This is a genomic window from Microbispora sp. H10949, assembly GCF_014161435.1.
Lineage (GTDB): Bacteria > Actinomycetota > Actinomycetes > Streptosporangiales > Streptosporangiaceae > Microbispora > Microbispora triticiradicis.
The window spans coordinates 59,246-71,707 of record NZ_JABBWZ010000003.1 but is presented as its reverse complement, the minus strand read 5'-3'; the positions used below and the strand labels follow the sequence as shown (position 1 = coordinate 71,707).

Sequence of the window (12,462 nt, the reverse complement as noted above, 5' to 3'; positions counted from 1 at the left end):
GCTCAGGCGGGCATCAGCCGCAGGCAGAGCAGCGCGATCACCACGATCGACAGGGCCGGGCCGAGGAACTGCTTCTCGAAAGCCCTGCCGGTCTTGATGCCGATGTCGAACGGCAGGAGCCAGCGCCCCTTGATCGGCCATAAGACGGGACAGCCGCGCTCGGTCAGGCAGTCGCCGATGACGTGCACGAGGCAGCCGACCCCGATGGCGATCCCCAGCCAGGAGTAGGTGACCCCGAGCGTCATGAACGTCAGGAACAGCGCGGCGGTCATCCCGACGTTCACCACCGCGGAGGTGAGCGTCTTGCCGGGCACGCCGAGCCCCACGGCGCGCAGCGCCAGGCCGATCATCAGGACGACCAGGATGTCGCGGCCCACCGCGTAGCGGTCGCCGAGCAGGTGCGCGCCCACCCCGGTCACGACGCTGAACAGCAACGAGTGCGTCGCGTGCCGGTGCCCGCCGCTCACGAAGTTGACGCCCTTGCTCAGCAGGTATGTCGCCGGGCCGAACGTCTGGGCGATCGTGGCGCTCGGATGGTCGAGGTCGGGCAGCATGGCCGCGCCCGCGCAGACCACCGCCCCCGCGACGAGTTCCGGCGGGGTGAGGATCGGGCCCGTCAGCGTCGCCAGTTCCGCATGGCCCACCGCGCCCGGCAGCGCCACCAGGGCCGGCGCGACCGCGAGCCACACCGCCGCCCCGCTGAGGGCGTGCGAGTGCCCCATCATGTCAAGATCACGCCTTGAGACTGTACGGCAAAGCACCGACAAAATCCGCGAAGCGCCCACGAGGCGGGAGCTGTGTCGGGCTCTCGTCATCGGTGCCGCGGCAGCCCCGGAGGCGAAGAACGCGGCGGAACGGGCCGCCGCGAGAAAAGGGTGCGGGATCGTCCCGCTCCAAGAGCACCCCCCAGCCCTCCCAGAGCAGAACGATCCCGCCTGTGGCAGATAACGCTACGGTCTCGGCCGGTGTTCCCCGCAACCGGAAAAAGTTCCGGGTGAGCTACATCACTCTTCCCCGCATGCGCCAGGAGAACAATCTCGATATATCGTTGAGGCATCGAGAACGGATCGGAAAGAAGGGACACGCGATGAGCCAGGCACACACGTTCGGCGGGCCCTGGGCCGGCCACGACCCCCGGGACGCCCGGGACGCGCTCCGCGACGAGATGCGCCGCCACCTGCGGCGCGCCCTGCGCCGGGCGTACGCGAACATGAAGGAGGCGGCCATGTGGCACCAGGAGCATCAGGAGACCGGTCCGCACGAGCACCGGCACAGGGGCGGCATGCGGGGGCGCGGCCCGTGGGGCGGTTTCGGTCCGGGCGGCCCTGGCGGCCCGTTCGGGCCGTGGGCGGGCGGGAACTTCCCGTTCGGCGGCCGGGGTTTCGGGCGGCCCCGCAAGGCCAAGCGGGGTGACGTGCGCGCGGCGATCCTCGCCCTGCTCGCGGAGGAGCCGCGCAACGGCTACCAGATCATCCAGGAGATCGCCGAGCGCAGCCAGGGCGGCTGGAAGCCCAGCCCGGGCGCGGTGTACCCCGCGCTCCAGCAGCTCAGCGACGAGGGCCTGGTCCGTGCCGAGGAGACCGACGGGCGCAAGACGTTCCAGCTCACCGAGGCCGGCCGGGAGTACGTCGCGCAGCACGAGACCGAGGTGCGCGCTCCCTGGGAGGAGATGACGCCGGACATCGGGGACGACGTCCACGAGCTGTTCGGCCTGTCCCGGCAGGCGGCGTCGGCACTGTTCCAGATCGCCCAGTCGGGCAGCGACGGGCAGATCAGGCAGGCCAGGCAGGTCCTGACCGAGACCCGGCGGCAGCTCTACCGGATCCTCGCCGACGGCGACCCCGCCGAGGAGTGACCATGGCATTCCCCGACGACACCGGCGGCGGGCGCGGCGGCGGGGCCGGCCGGCCCCCCGCCGGCGCCCTGCGCATCGGCGACAGGGAGCGCGACGAGGTGATGCGGGTCCTGCACGACGCGTTCGCGCAGGGCCGCATCACCCGCGAGGAACTCGACGAGCGCCTCGACGCCACCCTCGCCGCCCGTACGGAGGAGGACCTGCGGCGGGTGACCGCCGACCTCCTCCCCGACGTCCGGGCCGACTTCCGGACCGGCTTCCGGACCGGCTTCCGGAACGCGGCTTCCCTGCCCGGATCGCCGTACCCCGGGCATCACCACCACCGCCACGGCTTCCCCGCGGCCTGGGGGCCGTACGGCGCGGCCCGGGGACCGTACGCGGCGGCCTGGGGGCGGCCGCCGTACGCGGCGCCTTGGGGGGCGGCGTGGGGCGCGCCCCGGGGGGCCCACTGGGCGGGCGCGAGGCGTCCGAGGGTTGGGCCGCCGGTCCTGCCGATCGTGGCCGCGGTGGTCCTCGTGGTCGCGTTCGTCACCGGGTTCGCCTGGCCGCTGTTCCTGGTCGCCAAGCTGCTGTTCCTGGCCTGGCTGGTGACGACGGTCCTCCGCCTCGCCCGGCACCGGCACCGGCCGCACCGATCACGAATTGGGCCTTGACCCGGCATCGGCGGAGGCCAACGATCGACATGTCGCCCTCGGGGGAGAGATTGCGGCCACCCCGATGAACGGAGGGTGATATGCAGGCAGCCGAGCCGGAACCCGAGGTGGTGCCGCAGACCGAGCGAACGGCGGGGACGAGGCAGATCAGGATCAGGTTGCTGGACGCCGCGGAGACGAGCGCCTGCAGCAACTCGACGGGGAACTGACACGCGCCACACGTCCGCGGAAGATCGACGCGCGCCACGTTCCTCGATCCGGGCCGGGGCCGGGCGCGCTCCGACCACTATTCGGCTTCGGCCGAGGAGGCCCCATGCCCGGAGAAGCGTTCGAGCACGTCAGAAAGGTCGCGGGAGAAGTCCTCCCCGCGGCGGAGTACCGGACCGAGCTCTACGAGCACCTGCGGGAGGTGGAGGGTGTGGTGTGGAAGCTGGAACGCGCCCAGCACTTCCACGAGCCCGACACGCCGAGCTGGGTCGCCATGGTGAGCGGAGACTGGGACCGGGCGCTCGCGCTGATGGGCGAGATGCGCTTCGCCGACGATCTCCCGCCCCGGGCGGAGCTACGCCGCCTGCGGATCGTGGAGACGCCGCCGACGCCGTACCTGCAATGGGAGATCGTCCTGCTCGCGGCCCGCACCCGGGCGGGTGAGCGGGCGAGGGCGCTGCACGCCCGGTCGGTGCGGCACCTGGAGGACCGCGGACCCCTGCCCGAGCTGCTCATCCTCGGCCCGGGCCTGATGTACGAGGTCCTCTACGACGATATGGGGGCGCACGTGGGCGGCCGGCGGATCACCGACCCGGCCGTGATCGACGAGTGCGCCGAGATCATCGCCGAGCTGTACGCGGAGGCGGAGGACATGGTGGCCTTCCACGACCGTGAGGTGGCGCCCCTGCCGCCTCCCTCGCCCTGGCGCATCCTCTCCCACCCGGGCCACCCCTGAGACTCGCCCGTTCCGGCCGGCGGGACAGGGCTCAGGCCCCGTCCCGCTGGTGCTCCTCCAGCACCGTGCGCAGGATGGCGAGCGTCCCGGCGGTCCGTGCGAGGTCGGCGGCCGGGACGGCGGCGGTGCGGGCGGCCAGCTCGGCCTCAAGGGTCGGGCGGGCCGCGGCCAGGAGCCGGGACCCCTCCGGCGTGAGGCTGAGGACGGAGGACCGCCGGTCCTTCGGATGGGCCGCGCGCACGCACAAACCCGCGCTCTCGAGCCGGTCGACGGCCTTGCTCACGGCTCCGACGGTGATCCCCACCTCGCGCACGATGTCGAGCACCCGGCACCCGGGGCGGCCGTCGATGATCTGCAGGAACTCGAACTGACCCAGGCCGATGCCGTGCTCGGCGCGCAGCCGGTCGCTCACCGCGTTGTACAGGCGGGTCTCGACGCGGACGAGATCGGTGAACAGGCGAGTGATGTCCGTCACATCAGCCGATTCAATTGATTCCAGGGAATCATCTTCTCCGGAATCGACTTGGGGACCACATGTGCATTCCACGGAATGCATCGTCTCACCCCCGACATCATGGAGGTCCGGATGACCCGCCTGCAGCGCGAGGCCGTCGACGCCCTGCATCGCAACGCCCCCGCCCCCACGAACCCGACGCTGGCGGAGCAGCGCGCCGGATTCGCCCAGGCACTCTCCCGGCCCCTGCCCGGCGACGTCGCCGCGCACGAGACCGTGCTCGCCGGCCGTCCCGCGCTCGACCTGACCCCGGCCACCGCCACCGGCCGCGGGCGGCTGCTCCATTTCCACGGCGGCGGCTACGTCCTGGGGTCGCCCGGCACGCACGCGGGAGTCACCGCCCAGCTGGCGCGCCGTGCCCGGCTGCGGGCGACGTCCCTGGACTACCGGCTGGCCCCCGAGCATCCCTTCCCCGCCGCGGTGGACGACGGCCTCGCCGCCTACCGGGCACTGCTCGACGGGGGTGTGCGACCGGAGGAACTGGTGCTCGCCGGGGACTCCGCGGGCGGCGGGCTGGTCGTCGCCACCCTGGTCGCGGCCCGCGACGCCGGCCTGCCGCAGCCGGCCGGCGCCGTCGTCTTCTCCCCCTGGGCCGACCTGACACTCGGCGGACAGAGCATGCGCACGAAGAAGGACGCCGACCCGATCTTCACCCGGCAGGCGATCCAGGCGTTCGCCACCCCCTACCTGGCGGGTCAGGATGCCGCCCAGCCGCTGGCGAGCCCCGTGTTCGCCGACCTGCGGGGCCTGCCCCCGCTGCTGGTGCAGGCCGGCTCGAACGAGCTCCTGCTGGACGATGCCGTCCGGCTCGCCGGACGCGCGGCCGCCGACGAGGTGGCGGTCACGCTGCGGGTCTGGCCGCAGGTGCCGCACGTCTTCCAGAATCACTTCGGCCACCTCGACGAGGCCGACGAGGCGCTCGACGAGGCCGCCCGCTTCCTGTCCGCACGGGTGCAGGCCGGGCACGGCGCGCAGGCGGACCGGTGCCTGGACCCGGAGGAGCCTGAGAACCCTGAGGAGCCCGGGGCGGGCCGTCCCTGACCGCCGCGGTCGATCCCGTCAGGCCCGCGGTGGGCGCAGGCGGGCCATCTCGGCCGCGATGGCCTCCAGCCTCCAGTGGGCGTTCAGCCCACTGGGGTTGGGCAGCACCCACAGCGCCGTCCCGCCGATCGTCTCCTCCTGCGGGCCGATCCGGGCGGCGGGGCGCGCGAAGGCGACCCGATAGGCCGACACCCCCGCTATCGCCAGGACGCGGGGCCGGACCTCCGCCACCAGCCGCGCGAGCCGCTCGCCGCCCACGCGGAGCTCCTCCGGGTCCAGTTCGTCGGCACGGGCGGTCGCCCGGGGCGCGATGTTGGTGATGCCCAGCCCGTACGACGGGAGCAGGTGCTGCTCGGACGGCGCGAGCCTGCGCGGCACGAGCCCGGACAGGTGCAGGGCGGGCCAGAACCGGTTGCCCGGTCGCGCGAAGTGGTGACCGGTCGCGGCCGAATAGAGGCTGGGGTTGATCCCGCAGAACAGCACGTCGAGCCGGGGGCCGAGCACGTCCTCGATCGTCGCGTTCCTGGCCGCCTCGAGGTCGGCCTTGGTGGGGGCCATGCCGCGATGCTAGTGCCGCCCGCTCCTGGGGTGCGGGGGTCAGACGGCGAAGAGCAGGGCGGCACTGATGAGCACGATCACGGCGGTCGCGAAGTGGATGCCGAAGGCGACCGCCCGGGTGCCGCCGTTGCGCAGCACGATCAGGGTGTCGCCCAGGGGCAACAGAGCGACGATCAGCATGTACCAGGCCTCGGCGCGGGCGCCGGCGAAGGCCAGCAGGGCCAGGCCCAGCAGACCGTAGCCCCCGTCACGCAGGCCCTTGATCGTCAGGTAGGCGACGTCGCCGTCCTTCTTGGCCGGGACGCCGTAGCCGGCGGCCGCCGCGTGGGGCGCGAGCAGGAAACGGGCTCCGATGAACAGGACGAACAGGTTGAGGACGACGGCGAGGCCGTACGCGATGGGGGTGAGCATGTCTCTCTCCGGGAACTAGCAGCGCTAGGAACAATAATGACGCTAGCAGAGCATCGACATAAACGCTAGCGCTGCTAGAGTTCGGACATGTCGATCCAGTCACGCAGGGAGCGGGAGCGCGCCGAGCGGGAGAAGCTGATCATCACGGCTGCCCGGGAGCTGGCCGAGGCCGAGGGCTGGGAAGCGGTCACGACCCGGCGGCTGGCCGAGCGCGTCGAGTACAGCCAGCCGGTGCTCTACAGCCACTTCAAGGGCAAGGACGCGATCATGGCGGCCGTCGCCGTGGAGGGCTGCGCCGACCTGGCCGTGGACCTGCGCGCGGCCAGGACCGCGGCGCCGGACGCCCGCCGCGCCATCGCCGGCGTCAGCGCGGCCTACATGGCCTTCGCCGACCGGCACCCGGCCCTCTACGACGTGATGTTCAGCCAGATCGTCCCGCTGCCGTTCGCCACCCCGGAGGCGCCGCCCGCCCTGCAGGCGGCCTTCGGCGAGCTGGCCGAGGCCGTCCGCCCCTACTCGGGCGGCGACAGCCTGGGCGCGCTGACCGAGACCTTCTGGGCGGCCCTGCACGGCCTGGTGACCCTCATGCGCGGCGGGCGGCTGCCGCGCGAGCACCACGAGCTCAGGCTCAGGCTGTTCCTGGCCCGCTTCACGGGCTGAGCCCCGCCGCCGGGCCTCGGGAAGCCCGAGGCGGTCGCCCCGCGCCCTCGCCGGCAAGGAGGACGCCCTCCTGTACGACGAGGAGCAGCGCGTCCGGTCCCCGGTGCGGGCGGCCCGAGAACGGCCGGCGGAACCCGGCCCCCGGGTACGGCTCCCGTCGCGTGAGCGGAAGGCCGTACCCGGGGGCTGTCCGGTCTCACAGACGGGGGTCGACCGGCTCCGACTCGAGGGCGAGCACGGCGAAGACCGCCTCGTGGACCCGCCAGAGCGGCTCCCCCTCCGCGAGGCGCGCCAGCGCCTCCAGCCCGAGCGCGTGCTCCCGCAGCGCCAGCGAGCGCTTCCTGCCGGTGAACCTGCGGCGCAGCAGGCCGAGCGACTCGGTGTAGTCGGGGCCGTAGACGATCCGCAGGTACTCCCGGCCGCGCACCTTCACGCCGGGCTGCGCCCTCACCGGCCGCGGCGCGTCCTCGGGCCTTTCGCCGGCCGGGCCGGCCTCCCGGACCCCGGCCGGAGGCGCCCCGGCCACCTGAACGGGGGTGAAGGACGCGGGCTTGACCACCATTCCCTCGCCCCCGGCCTCGGTCAGGTCCGTCCACCACGCCACGGCCGCGTCACGTTCCTCCGGTACGCCCAGGTCGACGAACCGGTGACGGGTCGCGGTGACGAGCGGGGAGTCGATCAGGCCGAGGGTCTTCAGGTGCCATTCGTGCGGCTCGTCCACCGCCGTCGCCCTGCCCTCGCAGGCGAGGATCTGGAACGGTGCGAGCCGTACGCCGTCGAGACCCGAAACCGGCCCGCAGTAACGGGCATAGGCGTCGCGGAACAGGGCAGCGTTGTGAGCGCGGCGGCGGGTGCGGTCGAGCAGAGCGCCTACATCCAGGCCACGTTCCGCCGCCGTCTCAAGCATCGCGACCGCCGCGGGCAGCGACGCCCGCGCGGCCGCTCCCACCGAGGCGTACTGGTCGCGGATCAGGCCCTCGGCCTTGGCCGACCAGGGCAGCAGCTCGCAGTCGAGCGCCACCCAGTCGGTGTCCAGCGCCACCCACAGCGGCGCGCACGCCTCGCGCAGCCGGTCCACCAGTTCCGGCATGCGCGTGTCGAAGAAGGGCCGGCCCGTGCGGGTGTAGACGCTGCCCGCCGTGCCGTCGGCGATTCCGAAGCGGCGCGCCGCCGCCTCCGGCGTCCGCGCCAGCACGGCGATCGCCCGCGAGCCCATGTGCTTCTCCTCGCACAAGACCCGTGTCACCCCCGCGCGGGCGAACTCCTCGAACGCCTCGGCCGGGTGCTCCAGGTAGCCGTCCAGCGTGGAGGTCTCCGGCGGCGCCATGGTCGGCGGAAGGTAGACCAGCCACCGCGGGTCCACGGCGAACCGGCTCATGATCTCCAGCGCGGCGCGGGAGTTCTCCTCCGCGATCCTGATCCGGCCGCCGAACCGCGTCTCCACGAAACGGGTGCCGTCCACGTCGCCGATGTCGAGCACTCCCGGGTCGCGGGCGGGCGTCCGCGCGGTCAGCGGGCGCACCGGCTCGTACCAGACCTGCTCGGCCGGGACCGACACCAGCTCCCTCTCCGGGTAGCGCAGCGCGGTCAGCCGCCCGCCGAAGACGGCGCCGGTGTCGAGGCAGATCGTGTTGTTGACCCACTCCGGCTCGGGCACCGGGGTGTGGCCGTAGACGACCATCGCGCGGCCCCGGTAGTCGTCCGCCCAGGGATAGCGCACCGGCAGGCCGTACTCGTCGGTCTCCCCGGTCGTGTCGCCGTACAGGGCGAACGACCGCACCCGTGCGGAGGCACGCCCGTGGTAGGCCTCCTTGAGCCCGGCGTGCGCGACGACCAGCCTGCCCCCGTCGAGGCGGTAGTGGCTGATCAGGCCGTCCATGAACGTCCGGGCGGCGGCGCGGAACTCCGCCGGCTCGGCGTCGAGCTGCTCCAGCGACCGCTCCAGGCCGTGCGCGACCCGCACCTTGCGGCCGTCCAGGGCCCGCACCAGCTTCCGCTCGTGGTTGCCGGACACGCACAGCGCGGTGCCCGCCGCGACCATGCCCATGACCAGCCGCAGCACCCCGGGCGTGTCCGGGCCGCGGTCGACGAGGTCGCCGACGAAGACCGCCGTACGGCCCTCGGGGTGGACCGCGCCGTCCGGCCCGACCTCCCAGCCGAGCCTGGTCAGCAGCGACTCCAGCTCCGCGCGGCAGCCGTGCACGTCGCCGATGACGTCGAACGGCCCGGTGAGGTGGGTCCTGTCGGTCCACGCCTTCTCGCGCGTGACGGTCACGTCGTCGATCTCGTCGCCGCTAAGGACGTGCACCCGGCGGAAGCCGTCCCTGGAGATCTTGCCGAGCGACCGGCGCAGCTCCCTGCGCTGCCGCGTGATGACGTGCGGCCCGAAGGCCCGGTCGGGGCGGGCCGCGTTGCGGGCGCGGGCCACCTCCTCGGGCACGTCGAGCACGATCGCGTCGGCGAGCACGTCGTGCGACCTGGCCAGCTCGATCAGCCGCTTGCGGGCCTCCCACTGCACGTTGGTCGCGTCGACCACCGTGAGCAGGCCGCGCCGCAGGCGGACGCCCACGATGTGGTGGAGCAGGTCGAACGCCTCGGACGTCGCCGTCTGGTCGTTCTCGTCGTCCGAGACCAGGCCGCGGCAGAAGTCGGAGGAGACGACCTGGGTGGGCGCGAAGTGCCGGGCGGCGAACGTCGACTTGCCGCTGCCGGAGACGCCCACCAGCACCACCAGCGACAGCTCCGGCACGCTGACCTCCGTCATGGCCGCTCCTCCCTCCTGCCGAAGACCGCCATCTGGGTCGGCGGGCCCACCTCGGGGTCGTCCTCGCCGACCGGCCGCAGATCGGCCGTGTATCCGTACGCCGCGCAGACGCCCGCGACCCACCGCGCGAACTCCGCGCGGGTCCACTCGAACCGGTGGTCGGGGTGCCGCCGGTCGCCCGCCAGGAACTCGTACCTGATGTTGTGCTCCACGTTGGGAGTCGTCACGATCACGTGGGACGGCCTGGCCGTGCCGAAGACCACCCGTTCGAGGGCGGGCAGCCGCGGCGGGTCCACGTGCTCGACGACCTCCATCAGCACCGCGGCGTCGTACCCGGCCAGGCGCGCGTCGGTGTACGTCAGCGAGCCCTGGAAGAGCGTGAAGCGGGCGCGCACGGCGTCCGGCATCCGGTCGGTGCGCAGGCGGCGCCCCGCCAGCGCGAGCGCGCGGGCCGACACGTCCATGCCGGTCACCCGGGTGAGGGCGGGGTCGCGCAGCAGGACGCCGAGCAGCTGTCCCGAGCCGCAGCCCAGGTCGATCACCGAGCGTGCGCCGATCTCCGTCAGCACCGCGGCGACCGCGTCCCGGCGCAAGGTGTTCAGCGGCACCCGCGCCTCGGCGGGCTCACCCCCGGCACCGCTGTCGTTCCCGAGACCGCTGTCATCGCCGGACCGCCCCGTGATCTCGGGGGTCTCGGGGGTCTCGGGGGTCTCGGTGCCCGGCTCCTCCTCGACCGGTGGCTCCAGGGCCTCCTCGACGTCGTCGCCGACCTCCGCCAGGCGCGCGAACGCGTCGCGCGTCAGCGCGTTGCGCCGGCCGAGGTAGCGCCGGGTGATCAGCGCCTTGTCCGGATGCCCGGCGAGCCATCCCTCACCGGCGCGGACGAGCTTGTCCACCTCGTCGCCGGCCAGCCAGTAGTGCTTCGCGTCGTCGAGCACCGGGAGCAGGACGTACAGGTGGTTGAGCGCGTCGGCCAGGCGCACCCGCCCCCGCAGCGCGAGCCGTACGTACCGGGAGTCGCCCCATTCGGGGAAACCGGGATCCAGTGGTACGGCCTCGGCGTCGACCTCCCAGCCCAGCGGCGCGAACATCCGCCGCGCGAGGTCGGCCCCGCCCCGGCAGGGCAGCGCGGGCAGCGTGATCTCCAGCGGGATCACCGAGTCGGCGAGGTCCTGCCGGGAGGCGCAGCGGCCGGTCCGCGCGGTGCGGAACACGTCGGCGAGCGCCGACGCCAGCAGCGACGACGCGGCGTACGGCCGGTCGTTGACGTACTGGCTCAGCGAGAAGTCGGGCGAGGACGAGCCCCGCGAGCGCGCCAGCCGGACGGGGTCGACCTCCAGGAGCAGCGCCGCCGTGCAGCGGTCCCCGTCCGCCTCCGGGTAGAAGACCCGCGCGGTGCCGAACGACCGCCCGAACTCCTGCACCCGGCCGGGATGCTTGTGCAGGAGGTAACCGAGGTCCGTGGCGGGCCGCAGGGTCGTCGTGATCGTCAGGAGCACCCGGCAAAGTGTGCCGGATGCCCCCTTTCATCGGCCACCGGCTTTTCAGACGTGCGGCAGCACCTCGGTGGCGATCAACTCCAGGTGCTCCAGGTCGTCGAGGTCGAGGATCTGGAGGTAGAGACGCTCCGCGCCCATCTCGGCGAACCGGCCGATCTTGTCGACGACCTCCTGCGGGGTGCCGGCCAGGCCGTTGACGCGCAGTTCGCCGACCTCCCGGCCGACGGCGGCGGCCCGCCGGGCGACCTCCGCCTCGTCCCGCCCCACGCAGGCGATCTGCGCCGCCGACAGCAGGACGGTCTCCCGCTCCGCCGCCTCGCACGCCGCCCTGACCCGGTCGAAGGCCGCGGCGGTGTCCTCGGGCAGGAGGAACGGCACGTTGTACTCGTCGGCGAACCGCGCCACCAGCCGCGGGGTCCGCTTGGCGCCCCCGCCGCCGACGATCAGGGGCGGCCGCGGCCGCTGCGCCGGCTTCGGCAGGCCGGGCGAGTCCACCAGCCGATAGTGCGCGCCGTCGAAGGAGAACGGCTTCGCCGCCGCCCACAGGCCGGTGACGATCTCAAGCTGCTCCTCGAAGCGCTCGAACCGCTCACCCAGCGGAGGGAACGGGATGCCGTACGCCGTGTGCTCCTCCTCGAACCAGCCGGTGCCGAGGCCCAGTTCGACGCGCCCGCCGCTCATCTGGTCCACCTGGGCGACGCTGATCGCCAGCGGGCCGGGCAGCCGGAACGTCCCGGCGGTCACCAGCGTGCCCAGCCGGATGCGCGAGGTCTCCCGGGCGAGCCCGGCCAGGGTGATCCAGGCGTCGGTGGGGCCCGGCCCCGGGTCGCCGTCCCCCATCCGCAGGTAGTGGTCAGACCGGAAGAAGGCGTCGAATCCGAGGCGTTCGGCCGTCTGCGCCACCCGGAGCAGGTCGTCGTAGGTCGCGCCCTGCTGCGGCTCGGTGAAGATCCTCAATTTCATCCGTCCATTATCCCGCATTCGGGATATCCCGCCTCGTGAGCCCCGGCTCGCCGAAGCGCGTGAGGCACGGCCGGGACCGGATCAATCCCGCACGAGCAGCGCCTCCATTCCGGCTGCAGCTCCGACACGTAGCGGTACAGCATCGCCCGGGACACGCCGAGGAGCTTCGCGATGCTAGACACGGTCTCCTCGGGCTGGGCCAGCAGCCGCCGGGCCCGTGCCACCATCTCTGCGTCCATCGCTGGCGGGCGGCCGAGGCGCTGCCCGCGCTCTCTCGCAGCGGCGAGCCCCTCCTGCGTGCCCTGCACGATGAGCTCGCGGATGAACTCCGCGAGCCCGGCGAAGACGTGGAAGACCAGCCGGCCGCCGGGGGTGGTCGTGTCCAGCGCCTCGTGCAACGCGACGCCCGCCCTCCCTTGCCCGGGGAGGGACGGGCCCGTGTGGAGGCTGTACGGCTCGCCGTCGGCGGCCACCACCTGCTGTCCGCCCGCATCTACCTACCCGACGAACCGGGCGACGAGGTGATCGCCGTGACCCGGGCAGGGCGGTGCGTCACCTACGTCCGCACTTGGAGGAGCTGGCCAGTGTGGTCGACCTGACC

General features: G+C 73.3%; 14 protein-coding genes. 6 read left to right on the top strand and 8 right to left on the bottom strand.

The window, feature by feature from the left end:
* Positions 1-2 precede the first annotated feature (2 nt).
* Positions 3-725 (bottom strand): metal-dependent hydrolase, encoded by a 723-nt coding sequence (locus HHX40_RS07910; protein ID WP_111698065.1) that lies wholly within the window; start codon positions 723-725, stop codon positions 3-5.
* A gap of 362 nt (positions 726-1,087) precedes the next feature.
* Between HHX40_RS07910 and HHX40_RS07905 the strand changes: the two genes are divergently transcribed.
* The 4 genes from HHX40_RS07905 to HHX40_RS07895 all read left to right on the top strand — a co-directional run bounded on the left by HHX40_RS07905 (position 1,088) and on the right by HHX40_RS07895 (position 3,451).
* Entirely contained in the window at positions 1,088-1,855 is a 768-nt protein-coding gene (locus HHX40_RS07905; RefSeq protein ID WP_182874282.1) for a PadR family transcriptional regulator, read from the top strand.
* A 2-nt stretch (positions 1,856-1,857) separates the two neighbouring features.
* On the top strand, positions 1,858-2,508 hold the full coding sequence (locus HHX40_RS35610; protein ID WP_259403385.1) for a DUF1707 SHOCT-like domain-containing protein: 651 nt from the start codon (positions 1,858-1,860) through the stop codon (positions 2,506-2,508).
* A gap of 80 nt (positions 2,509-2,588) precedes the next feature.
* Positions 2,589-2,717, top strand: coding sequence for a hypothetical protein (locus HHX40_RS36380; RefSeq protein ID WP_259402306.1), 129 nt, complete (start codon positions 2,589-2,591; stop codon positions 2,715-2,717).
* 104 nt (positions 2,718-2,821) lie between these two features.
* Positions 2,822-3,451, top strand: coding sequence for a DUF6879 family protein (locus HHX40_RS07895; RefSeq protein ID WP_182880015.1), 630 nt, complete (start codon positions 2,822-2,824; stop codon positions 3,449-3,451).
* Positions 3,452-3,482: 31 nt separating this feature from the next.
* Here the strand turns inward: HHX40_RS07895 and HHX40_RS07890 are convergent, their stop codons facing one another.
* Positions 3,483-3,926 (bottom strand): MarR family winged helix-turn-helix transcriptional regulator, encoded by a 444-nt coding sequence (locus tag HHX40_RS07890; protein ID WP_182880014.1) that lies wholly within the window; start codon positions 3,924-3,926, stop codon positions 3,483-3,485.
* Between the two features lie 75 nt (positions 3,927-4,001).
* On the opposite strand from HHX40_RS07890, the gene HHX40_RS07885 reads away from it, so the two are divergent.
* Positions 4,002-5,006, top strand: coding sequence for an alpha/beta hydrolase (locus tag HHX40_RS07885; RefSeq protein ID WP_259403384.1), 1,005 nt, complete (start codon positions 4,002-4,004; stop codon positions 5,004-5,006).
* Positions 5,007-5,024: 18 nt separating this feature from the next.
* On the opposite strand, the gene mug is transcribed toward HHX40_RS07885, so the two are convergent.
* A complete protein-coding gene (gene mug, locus HHX40_RS07880; protein ID WP_182880013.1) occupies positions 5,025-5,564 on the bottom strand; it encodes a G/U mismatch-specific DNA glycosylase in 540 nt (179 codons plus the stop codon).
* A 39-nt stretch (positions 5,565-5,603) separates the two neighbouring features.
* Complete coding sequence (locus HHX40_RS07875; protein ID WP_182874288.1) at positions 5,604-5,975, bottom strand: DUF4267 domain-containing protein; 372 nt, start codon at positions 5,973-5,975, stop codon at positions 5,604-5,606.
* A gap of 87 nt (positions 5,976-6,062) precedes the next feature.
* On the opposite strand from HHX40_RS07875, the gene HHX40_RS07870 reads away from it, so the two are divergent.
* On the top strand, positions 6,063-6,635 hold the full coding sequence (locus HHX40_RS07870) for a TetR/AcrR family transcriptional regulator (protein ID WP_182880012.1): 573 nt from the start codon (positions 6,063-6,065) through the stop codon (positions 6,633-6,635).
* 196 nt (positions 6,636-6,831) lie between these two features.
* Here the strand turns inward: HHX40_RS07870 and HHX40_RS07865 are convergent, their stop codons facing one another.
* Genes HHX40_RS07865 through HHX40_RS07850 form a run of 4 tightly spaced genes read right to left on the bottom strand, consistent with a single transcriptional unit; the run spans position 6,832 to position 12,337 of the window.
* Positions 6,832-9,399, bottom strand: coding sequence for a polynucleotide kinase-phosphatase (locus HHX40_RS07865; protein ID WP_182880011.1), 2,568 nt, complete (start codon positions 9,397-9,399; stop codon positions 6,832-6,834).
* Positions 9,396-10,898, bottom strand: a complete 1,503-nt coding sequence (locus tag HHX40_RS07860; protein ID WP_182880010.1) for a 3' terminal RNA ribose 2'-O-methyltransferase Hen1 — start codon at positions 10,896-10,898, stop codon at positions 9,396-9,398. The genes HHX40_RS07865 and HHX40_RS07860 overlap by 4 nt, the downstream gene beginning before the upstream one ends.
* Before the next feature lie 45 nt (positions 10,899-10,943).
* Entirely contained in the window at positions 10,944-11,861 is a 918-nt protein-coding gene (locus HHX40_RS07855; RefSeq protein WP_182880009.1) for an LLM class F420-dependent oxidoreductase, read from the bottom strand.
* On the bottom strand, positions 11,858-12,337 hold the full coding sequence (locus HHX40_RS07850) for a recombinase family protein (RefSeq protein ID WP_182880008.1): 480 nt from the start codon (positions 12,335-12,337) through the stop codon (positions 11,858-11,860). Before HHX40_RS07850 ends, HHX40_RS07855 begins: the two co-directional genes overlap by 4 nt.
* Positions 12,338-12,462 lie beyond the last annotated feature (125 nt).